This is a genomic window from Streptosporangium sp. NPDC004379, assembly GCF_042873875.1.
GTDB lineage: Bacteria > Actinomycetota > Actinomycetes > Streptosporangiales > Streptosporangiaceae > Streptosporangium.
This window is the reverse complement of the sequence record NZ_JBIAMC010000010.1, coordinates 40,233-57,975: the sequence shown is the minus strand read 5'-3', so window position 1 is coordinate 57,975 and position 17,743 is coordinate 40,233. Positions and strand designations below refer to the sequence as shown.

The following is a 17,743-nucleotide window of genomic DNA, read 5'->3' as shown; positions in this document are numbered from 1 at the left end:
CACGGCACGGGCCGTGAGTCATGGACCGTGCGCACGGGCCTGGGCACACGCCGGATCAACCGGCGGAGTCGGGCTCCGCGTCCGTCGCGACGTAGCCGATCACACCGCGGATCTTGCCCACCGGGAGTGCGCCCTGGCGCAGCAGCCGGGGGACGGCCGTGGTCAGGTCGAGGATGGTGGAGGGCACGTCGTCGGAGCACGGGCCGCCGTCGAGGTAGACCGCGACCGACTCCCCCAGTTGCTCCTCGGCGTCCGCGGCGGTGGTGGCGGGCGGGGCGCCGGAGCGGTTGGCGCTGGAGACGGCCATCGGGCCGGTCTCCTTGAGCAGGTCGAGGGTGATGGAGTGCAGCGGCATCCGCAGCGCCACGGTGCCCTTGGAGTCGCCCAGGTCCCACGACAGCGACCGGTTGGCCCGGCAGATCAGGGTCAGCGGGCCTGGCCAGAAGGAGTCGATGAGGTCCTGGCCGTAGGGGCCGAGGTTCTCCACCAGGGCGGTGGCGGCGCGGACGGTGCCGACGAGGACGGGCACGGGCATGTCGCGTCCGCGGCCCTTGGCCTCAAGGAGCGACGTGACGGCGGCCGGGGTGAAGGCGTCGGCCCCGATGCCGTAGACGGTGTCGGTGGGGACGACCACGAGCTCGCCCCGCCGTACGGCTGACGCCGCGTCGGTCAGGCCCGCGGCCCGCTGCTCGGTGTCTGTGCAGTCATAACGGCGGCTCACGGCGACCCATCCTATTCCCGGCCGGATGCCCGGCCGAACTCCCGGCCTACTCCTGGCCGAACCGAGCGGTGACGAAACGGTCCCTGCGGGTGAGGTCCTGGCGGCTGCGGATGTCGCGCCAGCCGTTCTCCTCGGAGAAGATCAGATAGACCGCGGTGCCCTGCTCGTCGGCGTGCTCCACGGCGACGAACCCGCCCGGCCGCAGCAGTCTTCTCGCGGTCCGCTCCACCGCCCTGACCTCGTCGAGGCCGTCGCCGCCCGAACCGTACAGCGCCCGCCTGGGGTCGTAGTCGCGCACCTCGGGGTCGCGGGGGACGGCGCCCGGCGGGATGTAGGGCGGGTTGGAGATGACGAGGTCGACCCGGCCGTCCAGCTCGGGCAGGGCGTCGGCCAGGTCCTCGGGGTGCAGGTGGACCCGCCCCTGGCCGTGCTCCAGGATGTTGCGCTTGGCCCAGTGGTAGGCGTCCGGGTCGACCTCGACCGCGTGCACCGTGGCCAGCGCGATCTCCTGGGCGATGGACAGCGCGATGGCGCCGGAGCCGGTGCCGAGATCGACGACCACCGGTGAGGCGACGTCCATCTCCCGCAGCCGCTCGATCGCCCAGCCCGCCACGACCTCGGTCTCCGGGCGGGGGATGAAGACACCCGGCCCGACCTCCAGGGACAGGTAGCGGAAGTAGGCCCGGCCGGTGATGTGCTGGAGCGGCTCGCGGGCCTCCCGGCGGGCGACGCCCTCCCAGAAGAGCGCGTCGAACTCCGCGTCGGAGACGGTGTGCAGCTCGCTGCGCCGTACGCCGTGGACGAACGCGGCGATCTCCTCGGCGTCGGTGCGCGGCGACGGCACACCTGCCTCGGCGAGCCGGGCGGTGGCGAGGGCGATCTCGTCCAGCAGAAAGGTCATCGGGCGCTCTATGCGTGGGCGGCGAGCTTCTCCGCCATCTCAGCGTCGAGCAGGGCCTGGAGGACGGCCGTGAGATCACCGTCCAGCACCTGATCGAGGTTGTAGGCCTTGAAGCCGACGCGGTGGTCGGAGATTCGGTTCTCAGGATAGTTGTAGGTGCGGATGCGCTCGGAGCGGTCGACCGTGCGGACCTGGGACTTGCGCTCGGCCATCGCGGCGGCGTTGGCCTCCTCCTCGGCGATGGCCTGCAGGCGGGCCCGCAGGATGCGCATGGCCGACTCCTTGTTCTGGAGCTGGCTCTTCTCGTTCTGGCAGGAGGCGACCACGCCGGTCGGGAGGTGCGTGATCCGGACGGCGGAGTCGGTGGTGTTCACGCTCTGCCCGCCGGGGCCGCTGGAGCGGTAGACGTCGATGCGCAGGTCGTTGGGGTCGATCTGGACGTCGACCTCCTCGGCCTCGGGATAGACGAGCACGCCGACCGCGCTGGTGTGGATGCGGCCCTGGGACTCGGTGACCGGCACCCGCTGCACGCGGTGGACGCCGCCCTCGAACTTCAGCCTGGACCAGACGCCCTCGTCACCCCTGGCCTTGAGGCCGACCGTGACGTCCTTGTAGCCGCCGAGGTCGGAGTGGGTGGCGTCGATGATCTCGGTCTTCCAGCCGGCGCGCTCGGCGTAGCGGAGGTACATGCGCAGCAGGTCGCCGGCGAACAGGGCCGACTCCTCGCCGCCCTCGCCCGCCTTGATCTCCATGATGATGTCCTTGTCATCATTGGGATCGCGCGGGACGAGCAGGTGCCTGAGGCGGTCCTCCAGCTCCGGGACGCGGGCCTCCAGCTCCTTGGCCTCCTCGGCGAACGCCTGGTCCTCGGTGGCCAGCTCCCGGGCCGCCGCGAGGTCGTCCTGGAGGCTCTCCAGCTCCCGGTTGACGGCGATGATCGGGGTCAGCTCGGCGTAGCGCCGGCTGAGCGTGCGCGCCTGGGTGGGGTTGGCGTGCACGGCGGGGTCGGCGAGCTTGAGTTCCAGCTCGGCGTACTCACTGAGCAGCTCGTCGATGTTCACCGTGCGTCCTTCCTGCGGGGCCTTTCGTGACGTGCCTCATCACCACGAACGCCGACCCGGGCGCGCCCGCCCTCGGTGAAGGCGGGCGGTTCCGGGCCGGCGTCGGGGGTGGGCTACTGGCCCGTGGTCTTCTTGCCGAAGCGCTTCTCGAAGCGCGCCACCCGGCCACCGGTGTCCAGGATCTTCTGCTTGCCCGTGTAGAACGGGTGGCAGGCGGAGCACACGTCGGCGTGGATCACGCCGTTCTTGGCGGTGCTGCGGGTGGTGAAGGTGTTACCGCAGGTGCAGGTGACCTCGGTGACGTTGTATTCCGGGTGGATGTCGGACTTCATGGCTTGCTTTCCTCTCCAGAGCGCGGTCGCCGGGTCGCCACTGTCTCGTCGCCCGATGGGGCTTCGCGCGCGGTGAGCACACCGGGATGCGCGCGGGCGGGAACCGGAACCGCTTCGGTTCGGCTACCAGTGTGCCAGATGCTCCAACCATCCCAGGCCACAAGACATTCCCCGGCGGTCCCCGGCACTCGCGCACCGGCCCTCCGCCCCCTGCCCACCGGGCTTCATGGGCTCCGCCCGCCGTCCCGCAGGACCCCGCTCACCGGTCCGGGCCGGCTGGAGGCTCCGGGCGGGCCGGAAGCCACCGGTCCGGGCGGGCCGGGGGCTCACCGGCCGAGGTACGCCAGGACCGCGAGGACGCGACGGTGGTCGTCCGGCGCGGGGCCGAGGCCCAGTTTGCCGAAGATGCCGGAGATGTGCTTCTCCACCGCCCCCTCGGTGACGGCCAGGCGCGCGGCGATCGCCGTGTTGGAGCGGCCCTCGGCCATCAGGGCCAGGACCTCCCGCTCCCTGGCGGTCAGCGCCGCCAGGGGGTCTCCCGGGCGGTGCCGTCCCAGGAGCTGGGCGACGACCTCGGCGTCGACGACCGTGCCGCCGGACGCCACGCGGCGGACCGCGTCGAGGAACTCCGCCACGTCGGCGACCCGCTCCTTGAGGAGGTAGCCGACCGCCGAGGCTCCGCCGCCGAGCAGATCGGCGGCGTACCTCTCCTCGACGTACTGCGACAGCACCAGGATCGGCAGGCCGGGCCGTCCCGCCCGGACCGCGAGGGCCGCGCGCAGCCCCTCGTCGGTGTGGGTCGGCGGCATCCGCACGTCCACGATGGCCATGTCCGGGTCGTGCTCGGCCACCGCGGCCACCAGGCCGGGGCCGTCCCCCGCCGTCCCGGCGGTCTCGATCCCGCCGTCGGCCAGCAGCCGGGCGAGCCCCTCGCGCAGCAGCACCGAGTCCTCGGCGATCACCACTCGCATGGGCCGGGGGGCGACCGTCCGCGCGGCCCGGGAGGTCACCACCGGCACGGCAGCTCCACGCGGACCGTCGTGGGGCCTCCCGGCGGGCTGTCCACGGTCAGCACGCCGTCGATGGTCGCCGCCCGGTCGGCCAGGCCGGCCAGCCCGCCCCCGGGACGGAGCACCGCGCCGCCGGCGCCGTCGTCGCGCACCTCGACCGTCACCCGCTCCCCGAGGCCGCCGATCCGGACGGACGCCTCGGTGGCCGACGCGTGCCTGACGACGTTGGCCAGGCACTCCGAAACCACGAAGTAGGCGATGCTCTCCACCGCGGCGGGCGGGCGATCGACGAGCTCCACCGACAGCCGCACCGGCACCGGCGCCCGTGCCGTCAGGGACGACAGCGCCGCCTCAAGCCCCCGGTCGGTGAGGATCGCCGGGTGGATGCCCCGGGCGAGGTCCCGCAGCTCCGCGAGGGCGGTCTTGGCTCCCTCGTGGGCCCGCGCCAGGAGCTCCCCGGCCTCCCGGGGATCGTGGTCCAGTCTCTCCCGTGCGCGGCCCAGGTCGATGGCGACCGTCAGCAGCCGCTGCTGGGCGCCGTCGTGCAGGTCGCGCTCGATCCTGCGCCGCTCGGCCTCGGCGGCGTCGACCCCGCGGGCCCGGCTCGCCCGCAGCCGGGCCGCCCGCGCCGCCAGCAGCTCCTTCTCCCCGGCGCCGAGCAGGGCGACGCCCAGCAGCGCGTGCAGCCAGGCCAGCCCGCGGGTCGCGTAGAGCGCCGCGACGAGGACCGCCAGGCCGGCGGGCGGGCACGCCAGCGCCTTGGCCCAGGTGTCCACCAGGAGCCCGTCGGTGACCTTCAGCGGCCCGCCGCCGAACAGCAGCGGCAGCGGCGCGACGAGCAGGACCGCCCCGAGCGTCCACAGCACCGCCGAGACGACGAGCTCCACGAACCCGATCGGAGGCAGCAGCAGCAGGTACAGCAGGTCCTTCCAGGTCGCCGGGTCGACGACCATCTCCCGCCAGCGCCGCAGCGGGCCGCCCCCGGCGGACGGCCGGTAGGGGTCGGCGATCACGACCCCGAACGCCAGCCGGAGCAGGCGGCGCTCGGCCATCGCCACGGCCCGCCAGACGACCATGAGCAGCGCGAGCAGCGGCACCCCCACGCCGACGACCGTCAGGGCGAACGCGGCCGGGACCGCGAACGACAACAGGCCGAAGAAGGCCAGGCCGTAGAACATGTTCACCAGCAGGTACGGCACGGCCCGCCAGGTCATCGGGTCGGTGAGCAGCGCCGGCGGCCCGTACGGTCCCAGCGGCATCCGTCCGCGCGACGGCGTGGGCGCCGCCCGCCCGGTCGCGCCCTCGACGCCCTCGACGCCCTCGACGGCCCTGATGACCGTGCGCCTTCTCCCGGTCGCGGTCTCGACGGCCATGCGCCCCCTCCGGCTCCGTGCGCCCCTCCGGCTCCGCGCTCCGCGGCCACCGGTCGCGGTCCGCGCCCGGATCCGTCTCTTTTCGGCCCCTCCGGAGGGTGCGGCGGCGCACCCGGACGCGGCGGAACGGAGAGTACGGGCGCCCTCACGCCATGGATACACGCCGGGCCGCGGGCGCACAAGGGGTAAAGGCCGCCACGGCCCCGGAAACGGCGAACGCCCCGGCCACGGGGCCGGGGCGTTCGCCGTACGACAGTGCGGACGGTGCGGACGGTGATCAGTCGCGGTCGGAGTTGACCGTCGTCTTCTGCACCTGAAGGAGGAACTCCGCGTTGGACTTGGTCTCCTTCATCTTCTCCAGGAGCAGCTCAAGGGCCTGCTGCATGTCCAGGGCGTGCAGCACGCGCCGCAGCTTCCAGGTGATCTGCAGCTCGTCCCGCGACATGAGGATCTCCTCCTTGCGGGTGCCGGACGCGTCGACGTCCACCGCGGGGAAGATCCGCTTGTCGGCGAGCGAACGGTTGAGCTTGAGCTCCAGGTTTCCGGTGCCCTTGAACTCCTCGAAGATGACCTCGTCCATCTTGGAGCCGGTCTCGACCAGCGCCGTGGCGAGGATCGTCAGCGAGCCGCCGTTCTCGATGTTGCGGGCGGCGCCGAAGAAGCGCTTCGGCGGGTAGAGCGCGGTCGAGTCGACACCACCGGACAGGATGCGGCCGCTGGCGGGTGCCGCGAGGTTGTACGCGCGGCCCAGGCGGGTGATCGAGTCGAGCAGGACGACCACGTCGTGGCCCAGCTCCACCAGGCGCTTGGCCCGCTCGATGGCGAGCTCGGCGACGGTGGTGTGGTCCTCTGCGGGGCGGTCGAAGGTCGAGTGGATGACCTCGCCCTTCACCGACCGCTGCATGTCGGTGACCTCTTCCGGACGCTCGTCGACGAGGACGACCATCAGGTGGCACTCGGGGTTGTTCCGGGTGATCGCGTTGGCGATCGCCTGCAGCACCATCGTCTTGCCCGCCTTGGGCGGGGAGACGATGAGACCGCGCTGGCCCTTGCCGATCGGGGCCACCAGGTCGATGATCCGGGTGGTCAGGACGTTCGGCTCGGTCTCCAGGCGCAGGCGCTCCTGCGGGTAGAGCGGGACCAGCTTGTTGAAGTCGGGGCGCTGGCGCGCCTGCTCCGGGTCCATGCCGTTGACGGTGTCGAGGCGGACCAGGGCGTTGAACTTCTCGCGGCGCTCGCCGTCGCGCGGCTGGCGGACGGCGCCGGTGATGACGTCGCCCTTGCGCAGGCCGTTGCGGCGGATCTGGGCCAGGGAGACGTAGACGTCGTTGGAGCCGGGGAGGTAGCCGCTGGTGCGCACGAACGCGTAGTTGTCGAGGATGTCGAGGATGCCGGCGATCGGGATGAGGACGTCGTCCTCGCTCACGACCGGCTCGTTGCCGTCGAAGCGGTCGCGGCCGCGGCGGTTGCGCTCCCGGAACCGGCCGCGGCGTCCGCGGCGGTCGTCGTCGTCGCCGTGCTGGTCGCTGCGATCCTGGCGGTCCTGGCGGTCCTGTACGCCGCGGTTCTGGCCGCCCCTGTCGCCGCGGTCGCCCCGGCTGTCACGGTCGCCCCGGCTGTCACGGTCGCCCCGGCTGTCACGGCCGTCACGATCGGCCCGGCCGTCGCGGTCGGCCCGGCCGTCGCGGTCGCGGCCCTGGCCGTCACGGTCGCGGCCCTGGCCGCCGTCGGCGGTCCGCTGGTCACCGCGGCTCTCGCCACGCTCACCGCGGTCGCCACGCTCGCCGCGCTCACGGCGGCTCTCGCCACGCTCACCGCGGCTGCGGCGCTCGCGGCGGCTCTCCCCGCGCTCGGCGCGGCCCTCGGCGGCCTGGCCTTCGTTCGTCTGCTGCTCCACGACGGGAGCGGCCGCGGCCACGGGCTCGGGAGCCGTCTTCTCGGCGGCGGGTGTCGCCGGCACCACCGGGGCCACCGGGGCCACCGGGGCCGCGGTGGACGCGGGAGCGGCGGTGGGCGCGGGGGCCGCGGGCGCCGTCTCGGCCGCGGCGGCGCGGGAACGTTCCCTGCGGCTGCGGGCGGGGCGCTCGGCGGGCGACTCGGTCGTGACGACCGGAGCCGCGGGGGCCTCGGCGGCGCTGGTGGAGGCGGGGGTGCTCTCGGCGGAGACGCCCTGCTTCTCCTGAATGGCCGCGATGAGCTGGCTCTTGCGCATCCGCCCGGTCCCGCTGATGCCGAGACCGGACGCCATGGCCTGCAGCTCAGGCAGCACCATGGCGGACAGGCCGGTGCCGGAGCGACGGCGCGGCTTGGCCGCGGGGCGGGTGGGGGTGTCACCGGCCGCCGGGGTGCCGGTGGCGTCGGAGAGGAGTTCGGTGGTGTCGCTCACTAAATGGGTCCTTCCCAGGGGTCGGGCGTGGCCATGATCAGCCAATCGTCCCGGTGGTGCGATCGACCCGGAGGGACAGACCGGGTCGGGTTGCACGTCGCGATCCTCGACGGCCGGTGAAGGCCGCCGCCACTGTCGGGGAAGGGCACATCCTTGCCGTCACCATCGAGATTCGCCGACGGTGGGGCTTGGAGGACACCCCCCGGATCGCTACCGGCAACCAGATGTCGAGGTAATTCGAACGAGCATGTCTCCTCAAACGCCGCCTCGCGTTGCCCCATCCGAATATGGAGCATTCGGAGGCGACGGATTCGGGGAGGCCACTGCGGCGCTCACGCCTCACAAGGTGAGTCGTGGTGCAGCGATGTGTGACTGACAAGCACGCACCCAACAAGGGGACACCTGGTGCGGCTACCAGCCTAACATCACCAGCGCACACAGCTATTCCCTGAAGGTCGAAGAGGCATCAGCGTGTCTCGGCAGAGACCACGCCGGCACCGTGGGTTTCGACATCCAGTGACTGGATGTGCCAATCATTACCCACTTCCGGTGCGATCAAATCCTGCGTATCCCCCGTGGAAAACGCAAGGATCGTGGGACCGGCCCCCGAGACGACCGCGGGGACGCCGAGCCCGCGCAGACGTTGTACCAGATCCGCTGTCAGGGGCATCGCAGGCGCGCGGTAACCCTGGTGCAGACGGTCCTCGGTGGCGGCCAGCAGAAGCCCGCGCTCCGGTCTGGCGGTCAGAGCCGCCACCAGCAGGGCGGTCCGGGCGGCGTTCGCGGCGGCGTCGGCGTGCGGCACCTGCGCGGGAAGCAGACCCCGGGCGACCTCGGTGGACAGCCGGTGCCCCGGAACGAGGACCACGGGCCGGACCTCGGGGTGGACGGTCAGTTTCACCATACGCGGAACTCCGGACTGTTCCGTCCACGCGACGGTCAGCCCTCCGGCCAGGCAGGGCGCCACGTTGTCGGGGTGCCCCTCGATCTCGGTGGCCAGGATCAGCAGGGCGTCCTCCGACGGCGCGTCCCCGCCGCCGTCCGGGGAGGCGGGGAAGGCCAGGGCACGCGCCGCCACGATGCCGGCGCAGATCGCCGCGGAGGAGGAACCGAGGCCGCGCCCGTGCGGGATGCGGTTACGGCAGACCATCCGGACCGCGTCCGGCTGCTTGGCGCCGAAGAGGTCGAAGGCCGCGCGCATCGACCTGACGACCAGGTGGTCCTCACCCGCGCCGACCTGCCCGGCGCCCTCGCCGGTGACCTCGACGCTCAGCCCGCCCGTCGCCCCGATCTCGACCTCGACCTCGTCGTGCAGGGCGAGCGCCAGCCCGAGCGAGTCGAATCCGGGGCCCAGGTTGGCGCTCGTCGCGGGAACCCTGACGACGGCCTTCCCGCGGGGAACAGTGATCATTGGTCTCCTCGTGTGGCGGCCCGGACCCGCTCACGGACGACCCACGCCGGCGTCACGTGTCAGGCGAGTTCCAGGGCTATGGCTGCGGCGTGGGCGTCGATCGGGATCGTGACGGGGGCGGGCGCGCCGGAGATGGCCCAGTCGGGGTCCTTCAGGCCGTTTCCGGTCACCGTGCAGACGACGCGCTGCCCCGGGGCGACGAGTCCCCGCTCGTGGGCCTGGAGGAGGCCCGCCACGCTGGCGGCCGAGGCCAGCTCGACGAACACGCCCTCCTCCTGGGCCAGGAGCTTGTAGGCGGCGGCGATCCGCCGGTCGGTGACGGCGTCGATGAGGCCGCCGGACTCGTCGCGGGCCGCCTCGGCGAGGTGCCAGGAGGCGGGGTTGCCGATGCGGATCGCGGTGGCGATGGTGTGCGGGTGGGAGACCGGCGCGCCGTTGACGATCGGCGCGGCCCCGCTGGCCTGGAAGCCGAACATGCGCGGCGTACGGGTCGCGACGCCGTCGGCGGCGTACTCGGTGTAGCCCATCCAGTAGGCGGAGATGTTGCCGGCGTTGCCCACCGGGATGCAGTGGATGTCGGGCGCGTCGCCCAGGGCGTCCACGATCTCGAAGGCGGCGGTCTTCTGCCCCTGGAGCCGGAACGGGTTCACCGAGTTGACCAGCGCGATCGGGTAGCTCTCCGAGAGCTTCCTGGTCATCTCCAGGCAGTCGTCGAAGGAGCCCTCGACCTGGAGCAGCCTGGCCCCGTGGACCAGCGCCTGGGCCAGCTTGCCCATCGCGATCTTCCCGCGCGGCACCAGCACGGCGCAGGTCAGGCCCGCACGTACGGCGTAGGCCGCGGCGGAGGCGCTGGTGTTGCCGGTGGAGGCGCAGATGACGGCCTTGGCTCCGGCCTCGACGGCCTTGCTGATGGCCATGGTCATGCCGCGGTCCTTGAAACTGCCGGTCGGGTTCGCGCCCTCGACCTTCAGGTGGACGTCGCAGCCGGTCAGTGCCGACAGCCGGGGGGCGGGGACGAGCGGCGTGCCGCCCTCCAGAAGCGTGACGACGGGCGTCGCAGCGGTCACCGGAAGCCGGTCACGGTACTCCTCGATCAGGCCACGCCACGCCCTGGTCATGATTGCTCCTCTCGCGCGTGGCGACACCACGCGCGCTACCTGCGGTGTTGGCACGAGTCTACGGGCAACCGCCCGCGCGGCGGGATTCACCGTCCACCAGGTGGGACGAATCCGTCCGATTCCGAAGGCTCGTACAGGAAACCCTCAGGCTGCCCGGGTAGGGTCGGCGCGAACTTGACAAGCGGCGACGCAGACAAGGGGCATTCTCGGATGACGGATGGAGCAGCGGCCGGGCCGCCACCGATCCGGCACAACGACCACTCTCCCCTGGCCCCGCCCGCGCTCGGCTCGTGGGAGCCGTCCCTGCCGGTCAGCGTGGTCATCCCGGCCCGCGGCGGCCAGCACCGCCTGGACCTCGCCCTGGCCGCCCTGGCCGCGCAGAGCTACCCCGCCCACCTCATGGAGGTGATCGTGGTGGACGACGGCAGCGACCCCCCGCTGCGGTTGCCGGAGCTCGCGCCGCCGGGCGCCAGGATCGAGCGGGCCGCCCCCGGCGGCTGGGGCATCGCGCACGCGGTCAACACCGGTGCCGCCCGCGCCGGGGGCGAGATCGTCCAGCGCCTCGACTCCGACATGGTCGTCTGCCGCGAGCACATCGAGGCGCTGGCGCGCTGGCACCACCTGGCCGGATACGTCGTCGCCATCGGCGCGAAGCGGTTCGTGGAGGAGCCCGTCCTGTCCCCCGGCGAGGTGCACGACGCCGTGCGGGCCGGCTCGCTCGGGGAGGTCTTCGACCTGTCGGCGGCGCAGGCCAGCTCCACCGAGCAGACGATCGCCCGCACGAACGGCCTGCGGACCAGCCGCAACCCCTACCACGTGTGCACCGGTCCCACGGTGTCGCTGCGGCGGGAGGTCTTCCACGCCGTCGGCGGGTTCGATCCGGCGGTCCTGCGCGGCGAGGACACCGAGTTCGCCTACCGGCTCGCCGCACACGGCGTGGTGTTCGTGCCCGACATGGAGGCGCAGGCGGTGCACCTGGGCATCCCCGCGCAGCGCCTCGACCGCGAACGGGCGGTCCGCACGGTCGCGCCCTACCTCGCCCAGCGCGTGCCGCTCCGCCGCGACCTGCGCAAGGACCCGGGCCGCCAGTGGCTGGTGCCGTACGTGGAGATCGTGTACCGCCTCGGAGCGGACCCGGACCCCGGGCGGGTCCGGGCGGCGGTGGGCGCGGCGCTGTCCGGGTCGCTGCCCGACGTGGCGGTCACCCTGGTCGCCCCCTGGTCGAAGCTGTCGGAGGATCGGCCGGGGCCGGACGACCCCCTCTTCGAACTGCGACTGCTGCGCGAGCACTTCGCCCACGACCGGCGGATACGGCTGGCCGACGAGGTCTCCGCGACGCCCGCGCCGATCCCGTTCCGCTACACGGGCCCGCTCTCGGCGCCGCCCGCCCGCGACTCGCTGGAGCGGATGATCGCCGCGATGCAGGACGACCGGTCCGGCATGCTCGTGGCGGACCTCGGCGAGGACGGCCCGGCGACGCTGGTGCGGACCGAGGCCCTGGGCCGGGCGCTGCTGCTGGGCGCCGCCGACGTCACCGCCTCGATCGAGGCGACCCACGGCGTACGGCACGGCGTCCGGGCGGACTTCTGGCCCTCGAAGGCTCGGAGGACGCAGAAGGCGGCACAGACGGTGCGGACGACGCAGACGGACGAAGCGGAGAAAACAGCGCGGGCGGAGAAGACGGCCCAGGCCGCCCGGCCCGAGAAGGCGGCGGAGGCGCCGAAGTCGGCGTCCTCCGGCGCCCGGCCGTCCGCTCGTGTCCCCGGACGGGCGGCGTCCGCGGCGGCCCGGCGGAACTGGCGCTCCGTGCTGCGCTCGACCCTGCGCCCCGACTGACCCGCCCGGCGCACCCGCCCGCCGACACGTCCCTCCGGCGACCGGTCCGCCGACGACCTACGGCTGACAGCCGGCTGATGGCTGGCGGACCGACGGGCGACGGCGGGCCGGATCAGCGGGCGGCGGCGGGCACGTCCTCAAACCCGGCGGACGGCGCCCCGAGGCGCCGCCGTACGACCAGGCCGAAGGCGACGACGAGCAGGCCGCACACCCCCGAGATCACGAACGGCGCGGCGGGCCGCCAGGAGTCGTACAGCGCGCCGCCGAGCGAGGAGACCACCAGGATGCCCACGGCCCCGCAGAGCGTCTGCACGCCGTAGGCCGATCCGCGCACGGCGGCCGGGACCCGCTCGGCCAGGAGCGGGCCCGCGGTGGTGATGGCGGCGATCTCCCCCAGCCCGACGAGCACCGCCACCGGCATCATCCCGGCCCCCAGCGGGTCGTCGACCAGCAACGTGGACAGGTAGGAGACGGCCGCGACCGCCTGGGCGAGGATGAGCACGTCCTGGCGGCGCATCCGGTCGCCCAGCCAGCCGAACAGCGGCGCCCCGAGCATGGCGACGGTCTGCGCGACGCCGACCACCGCCCCGGCGCGGGCCAGCGCCTCGGCGGCCGACATGCCGTGCTCCCTCGTGGCGTGGTCGGTGATCCACAGCGACAGGAAGCCGGCGACCACCGCGAGGTCGGCGCGGGCGACGAACCCCGCCGCGTAGGACAGCGCCACCCCGGGGTCGCGGGCCAGCGTCACGCCCTCGCGGACCAGGCGGGTGAGCGGGACGCGCGCGGCGCTCTCGCTGACCCGCGCGGCGGACAGGGTGAACCACATCAGCACGGCGACGCCGAGGACCGCGACGGCGACGAGCAGGAACGACAGGCGGGCGGCGGTGACCGGCTCCGCGCCGCCCTCCTCCAGTGCCTGGGGCAGGCGGACCAGCGCGAGCACCGCGACCATCGCGCCGAGCCCGCTGAACAGGCCGACCAGGCCGTAGGACTTCCCCCGGGAGCGGTCGCGGACGTAGTCGACGGCCAGCGTGGAGAGCATGCCGTTCAGCGCGGCCACGCCCAGGGCGAAGACCACCCGCAGCGCCACCAGCGCCCCGGTGTTCCCGGCGAACGGGAACAGCCCGGCGCCCAGCGCGCACAGCGTGAACCCGATGACCACGATCGGCCGGCGGCCGAACCGGTCGGCCAGCGCCCCGTACCAGGCCAGGCTGGCGATCATCGCGATCTCGGCGGCGGAGCCGAGCAATCCGACGATCTTCCCCGTGTCGTCCCCGGAGACGCCGAGGACGCCCTTCAGCACGTACGGCTGCGCCGCGGGAAGGAAGGAGATCACCATGGTCGAGGTGAACGCCAGGAACAGGAAGGCCCACATGTTGCCGCGGCCGATGCCGTCGGCGAGCTGGAGGCCAAGGACCCGGCGCGGGGAGGAGACGGCCATGCGGCGATCTTGTCAGTTACCGGGGCGCTTCTCCAGGGCCTTCCCACCGATATGATCACGGCATTTCGGAAGAACCTCCCGGGGGGAGCGGCTCGTGACCGACCAGATACCCAAGGGCATCCGCGTGGACGTTCCCAACGTCGCCCGCATGTACGACTACTACCTGGGCGGCAAGGACAACTTCCCCGCCGACCGGGAGGCCGCGGAACGGGCCCTGGCCGCGGTCCCGGAGATCCGGCACAGCACCCGGTTCAACCGCGCGTTCCTGGGCCGCGCCGTCGCCTTCTCCGCCGCCTCCGGCATCGACCAGTTCCTCGACCTCGGGGCGGGCCTGCCGACCCAGGACAACGTGCACCAGGTCGCCCGGGACGCCCGGGTCGTCTACGTGGACAACGACCCGACCGTCCTGGTCCACGGCAGGGCGATCCTCGGCAAGGACGACCGGGTGACGATCGCCGAGGGCGACCTGCGCCGCCCCCGCGAGATCCTCTCCGACCCGGACGTGCTGGCCGCGATCGACTTCGACCGGCCGGTCGCGGTCCTGCTGCTGTCGGTCCTGCACTTCGTCCCGGACGCGGAGGACCCGCTGGGCATCATCGCCACGCTGCGCGAGGCCATGGCGCCCGGCAGCCACCTGATCATGTCGCACGTGGCGATCGACGCCCGGCCGCAGGCCGCCGGCGCCGTCACCCAGGCCTACGACCGGGCGTCCGCGCCCTTCGTCGCCCGGACCGGCGAGGAGATCGTCCGCATGTTCGACGGCTTCGACGTGGTGGAGCCGGGCATCGTCAACCTTCCCGAGTGGCGTCCCGAACCGGGCACCGAGGTGCCCTACCGGGGGATCGGCGACTACTTCCTCGGCGGGGTCGGGATCGTCACCGGCGGCGTGTGAGCGCCCGCCTGACCGACGACAGCAGGCCGAGCTGCATCACCTTCCTGGCGGCGGCCAGTTCCTTCCGGGCCGCCGCCAGCTCCTTGCGCAGCCCGCCGACCTCGCGCCGCAGCTCGACGGCGTTCTTGCGCCAGCGGCCCGACTCCTCCCGCCACCGGGCGACCTCGCCGCGGAGCCGTTCGGTCTCCTTGGCGAGGCGGTCGGCCTCCGCGCGCGCCTCGGTACGGGCCCGGTAGGCGCTCCGGCGTCCGGTGATCCGCCGCGGCCCGGCGGCGAACCCGTAGGTCTCGCCGTCCACCCAGATGACCCCGTAGACGTCGTCCACGGCGTCGTCGAGGTCCTCGCCGTCGTCCGCGACGATCGCGGCGCGGGCGAACGCGGCGGTGCGCTCCAGCCGGGCCGTCACCAGCCCCGCGCCCCCGGCACCCCCCGTGTTCCCGGCACCGGCTGCGGTCCCGGCGGTCCCGGCGGTCCGGGCCCCGTCTGTGTTCCCGGCGTCTCCGGTCTCCTCTGTCTCCCCGGCGTCTCCGGTCTCCCCTGTCTCCCCGGCTGTCTCCCCGGCGGTCCCGGCCTCCTCGGCCAGGAGCACGGAGACCAGGCCGTACTCGCCCTCGACGGCCAGGTCGAGCAGGCGTGCCAGGGTGTCCTCGTCCGGTGTCCAGCCCGCGGGCAGCCGCAGCCGGTACGGCACCGCCGTCACCGATCCCGGCTCCCCCTCCCCCGGGTACGGCACGGCCTCCCCGCGACGCGGCGCGGCCTCCTCCCGGTACGGCACGGTCACGCGGGCCGCCCCGGGAGCGGCGAGGGCGAAGCGCACCCGTCCCTCGTGGGCGTAGTGGCCGCGGACGAGTGCCTTCTCCAGGTCCGGGTTCCGCAGCGGCGCGCGGCCCTCGGCGGCGACGCGGTCCCAGGGACCGACGACGGTGACCTCGACGTCGGGGAGGGTGCCTGCGAGGACGGCGTCGACCGTGGCGCGGACCTCGTCGTAGCCCGCCCGCCCACCGGCCTCGACGACCACCTCCAGGTAGGGCACCTTCCACTGCCGCGCCGGGTGGGAGCGCAGCCAGCGGTAGGACGGGATCCGGTCGGCCACGAACGCGTGGCTCACCCGGTCGATCGGCGCCTTGCCGCGCATCCGCATGGTGGGGCCGAGATGGAAGGCCCTGGCCAGCGGCTCGGGCACGAAGACCGCGCCCGCCTGGGCGAGCCGGTAGCCCATCTCGGTGTCCTGGCCGAGGATGAGGCCGGTGTCCATCGGCCCGGCCGCCGCGAGCAGCGAGGCGTTCACCGAGGTGGCGCCGCCCACGTGCAGGCTGAACGCGCGGTGCGGGTTGTCGGTGAGACCGCCGGTGCGCTCGATCAGGTCCACCAGCCAGGCGTGCGGCTCGGCGGGCTCGAACAGCTCCGCCAGGTCACCGGCGGCGGCCACCGCCTCCGGCGTGGGCGGCTCGGCGGGGGTGAAACGCAGCTGGCCGGTCACCACGAGGTACGGCGCCGCGTGGTGCCAGCGCATGTGCGCCTCGATCGACCGGCGGTCGAGGACCACGTCCGAGTCGAGCCAGTGGATCACGTCGCCGGTGGCGGCCGCGAGCCCGGCGTTGCGGGCGTGCGGGCGGCCGGGGACCGGGCAGGTGATCAGCTTCGTGCCCGGCGGCCGGAGCGCGGGCAGGCGCAGTGGCGGGTCGCTGCCGTTGTCCACCACGATGACCTCGGTCAGCCCGGCCGGGTAGCTCTGCCCGGCCAGCCCGGCGAGCACCAGGTCGAGCTTCTCCTGACCGCCGTAGGCGGGCACGACCACGCTGACCCGCAGCGAGGGCGACCAGCCTCCGAGCTCCGGAGGGGTGAGGACGCGGTGGTCGTTGCCGGGGATCCGTGCTGTCATGACGCTTCCAGGAGCAGGCTCGGGCGGAAGCCGCGCCACTGACCGGACGCGACGCGCAGGAAGTGGGCGAGCGGGAGCCGCCAGGTGTGCTGGGCCCGTACCGAGCGCCGGAGCACGTAGCCGAGGCCGTGGGTGCGGTACACGCGCGCCCCGGCGGCGTGGGCGGCCTTGAGGAAGGCCGCGTCCACCCCGCTCGGCAGGGCGGGGAAACCGCCGGTCTCGATGAACCGGTCCCGGTCGAGCAGGATCGTGCCGCCCGCCACGTGGTCGGACCAGATCTCGCCGGTGTAGTCGGTGCGGCGGACGGTGGCGTCCAGCGGCTCCAGATAGAAGAACTCGGCGGCGGTGCCCACGATGTCGGCGCCGGAGTAGGACCGCGCCATGAGCAGGTCGGCCAGGTGCTCGGGCCCGTACCAGTCGTCGTCGTCCCATTTTGCGATGTGGTCGCCGCCGGCCAGCAGGGCGGCCGTGTTGAGAGCCGTCCCGAAGGGGACGTCGGCGGCGGCCTCGACGACCGTCACCGGCACCTCGCAGGCGGCCAGGGCCCGCCGTACCGCCTCGTGCCCGGCCGGTACGCCGTGCAGGGCGAGCAGGACCTCGACCTCGATCTCCCGCTGGCGGGCGATCTGGGCGAGCGCCTGGCCGAGGTGGTGCGGCCGCATGCTGGACATCACGACGCTGACCTTCGGTGTCGTGACCGCCGCCGTCCCGGCCCCGTTCACGGCCCCGGCCCCGGCCCCGTTCACGGTGGCCCCCGCCGTCCCGGAGGCCGGGCCGCGCAGTACGTGGCGGCGCAGCCGCACGCTGTGCTCCTCGCGGCGCAGCGCGGTCACCGAGCGGGGCCCGCCGGGGTCGTCCTCGGGCGTCCAGGCCGCGAGCAGCCGGGCCAGGCCGGGCTCGACCCAGCCCGGCGAGACGGCGGCGTGCAGCGGCACCCCGGCCGCGGCCAGCCCGGCGACCGCGCCGGCCGGGGCGGGTTCGGCGGGCCACCGTACGGCCAGGCCCCGCAGCGGCCGCAGGCGGGCGACCTCCGCGGCGCTCGGGCGCTCGCCGAGCGGCTCGCCGTCGGCGGTCCAGTGCCGGCCGTCCCACACCAGCTCGGCCACGGGGCCGTCGGCGGCGCGTTTGAAGCCCTCGGGGGTCGCGGGACCGCTCTCAGCGGAACCGGTCTCCTCGGGACCCGTCTCACCCGGCCCTGTCTCACCCGGCCCTGTCTCGGCGGAGTCCGCCTCGGCGGGGCCCGTCTCGGCGGGGTTCGGGGCGGAGGGCTCGGGGACGGCCTGGGAGGGGGAAGGCTGAACGGGCACCAGCGAAGGATAGCGATGACGAAAGGCCATTTTTCACGAAATGTCCCATCCGGCCTGGTCTTCGGCATGGAG

The 17,743-nt window shown here is 73.7% G+C and carries 14 protein-coding genes; 2 read left to right on the top strand and 12 right to left on the bottom strand.

The genetic code is table 11. The features are described 5' to 3' along the window. Window positions 1-55: 55 nt before the first annotated feature. From ACFYSC_RS22065 to thrC, 9 genes are all read right to left on the bottom strand, one after another. On the bottom strand, window positions 56-721 hold the full coding sequence (locus tag ACFYSC_RS22065; RefSeq protein WP_362930421.1) for an L-threonylcarbamoyladenylate synthase: 666 nt from the start codon (window positions 719-721) through the stop codon (window positions 56-58). Between the two features lie 46 nt (window positions 722-767). Next, on the bottom strand, window positions 768-1,622 hold the full coding sequence (gene prmC, locus ACFYSC_RS22060) for a peptide chain release factor N(5)-glutamine methyltransferase (protein WP_362930419.1): 855 nt from the start codon (window positions 1,620-1,622) through the stop codon (window positions 768-770). Between the two features lie 8 nt (window positions 1,623-1,630). Continuing rightward, window positions 1,631-2,683: a peptide chain release factor 1 gene (gene prfA / locus ACFYSC_RS22055; RefSeq protein WP_362930417.1), complete on the bottom strand. Its 1,053-nt coding sequence runs from the start codon at window positions 2,681-2,683 to the stop codon at window positions 1,631-1,633. 113 nt (window positions 2,684-2,796) lie between these two features. Continuing rightward, window positions 2,797-3,015 carry a 50S ribosomal protein L31 gene (gene rpmE, locus ACFYSC_RS22050; RefSeq protein WP_362930415.1) on the bottom strand — a complete coding sequence of 73 codons (219 nt, stop codon included), beginning with the start codon at window positions 3,013-3,015 and terminating at the stop codon, window positions 2,797-2,799. A gap of 326 nt (window positions 3,016-3,341) precedes the next feature. Then, on the bottom strand, window positions 3,342-3,986 hold the full coding sequence (locus ACFYSC_RS22045) for a response regulator (RefSeq protein ID WP_389965178.1): 645 nt from the start codon (window positions 3,984-3,986) through the stop codon (window positions 3,342-3,344). A 35-nt stretch (window positions 3,987-4,021) separates the two neighbouring features. Beyond that, on the bottom strand, window positions 4,022-5,398 hold the full coding sequence (locus tag ACFYSC_RS22040) for a sensor histidine kinase (RefSeq protein WP_389964606.1): 1,377 nt from the start codon (window positions 5,396-5,398) through the stop codon (window positions 4,022-4,024). Window positions 5,399-5,675: 277 nt separating this feature from the next. Continuing rightward, entirely contained in the window at window positions 5,676-7,784 is a 2,109-nt protein-coding gene (gene rho / locus ACFYSC_RS22035; protein ID WP_389964603.1) for a transcription termination factor Rho, read from the bottom strand. 466 nt (window positions 7,785-8,250) lie between these two features. Further along, window positions 8,251-9,195, bottom strand: coding sequence for a homoserine kinase (gene thrB, locus ACFYSC_RS22030; protein WP_389964600.1), 945 nt, complete (start codon window positions 9,193-9,195; stop codon window positions 8,251-8,253). A gap of 59 nt (window positions 9,196-9,254) precedes the next feature. After that, on the bottom strand, window positions 9,255-10,313 hold the full coding sequence (thrC, locus tag ACFYSC_RS22025; protein ID WP_389964597.1) for a threonine synthase: 1,059 nt from the start codon (window positions 10,311-10,313) through the stop codon (window positions 9,255-9,257). Between the two features lie 210 nt (window positions 10,314-10,523). Here thrC and ACFYSC_RS22020 point away from each other — a divergent pair, with 210 nt between their 5' ends. After that, window positions 10,524-12,149 (top strand): glycosyltransferase, encoded by a 1,626-nt coding sequence (locus tag ACFYSC_RS22020; RefSeq protein ID WP_389964594.1) that lies wholly within the window; start codon window positions 10,524-10,526, stop codon window positions 12,147-12,149. Window positions 12,150-12,261: 112 nt separating this feature from the next. On the opposite strand, the gene ACFYSC_RS22015 is transcribed toward ACFYSC_RS22020, so the two are convergent. After that, on the bottom strand, window positions 12,262-13,590 hold the full coding sequence (locus ACFYSC_RS22015; protein WP_389964591.1) for an MFS transporter: 1,329 nt from the start codon (window positions 13,588-13,590) through the stop codon (window positions 12,262-12,264). Between the two features lie 94 nt (window positions 13,591-13,684). On the opposite strand from ACFYSC_RS22015, the gene ACFYSC_RS22010 reads away from it, so the two are divergent. Continuing rightward, the gene (locus tag ACFYSC_RS22010; RefSeq protein ID WP_389964588.1) at window positions 13,685-14,482 is read left to right on the top strand and encodes an SAM-dependent methyltransferase; all 798 of its coding nucleotides are present in this window, start codon (window positions 13,685-13,687) and stop codon (window positions 14,480-14,482) included. On the opposite strand, the gene ACFYSC_RS22005 is transcribed toward ACFYSC_RS22010, so the two are convergent. Further along, window positions 14,466-16,364, bottom strand: a complete 1,899-nt coding sequence (locus tag ACFYSC_RS22005; protein WP_389964585.1) for a glycosyltransferase — start codon at window positions 16,362-16,364, stop codon at window positions 14,466-14,468. The genes ACFYSC_RS22010 and ACFYSC_RS22005 overlap by 17 nt on opposite strands. Continuing rightward, window positions 16,361-17,671, bottom strand: a complete 1,311-nt coding sequence (locus ACFYSC_RS22000; protein WP_389964582.1) for a glycosyltransferase — start codon at window positions 17,669-17,671, stop codon at window positions 16,361-16,363. The genes ACFYSC_RS22005 and ACFYSC_RS22000 overlap by 4 nt, the downstream gene beginning before the upstream one ends. Window positions 17,672-17,743 lie beyond the last annotated feature (72 nt).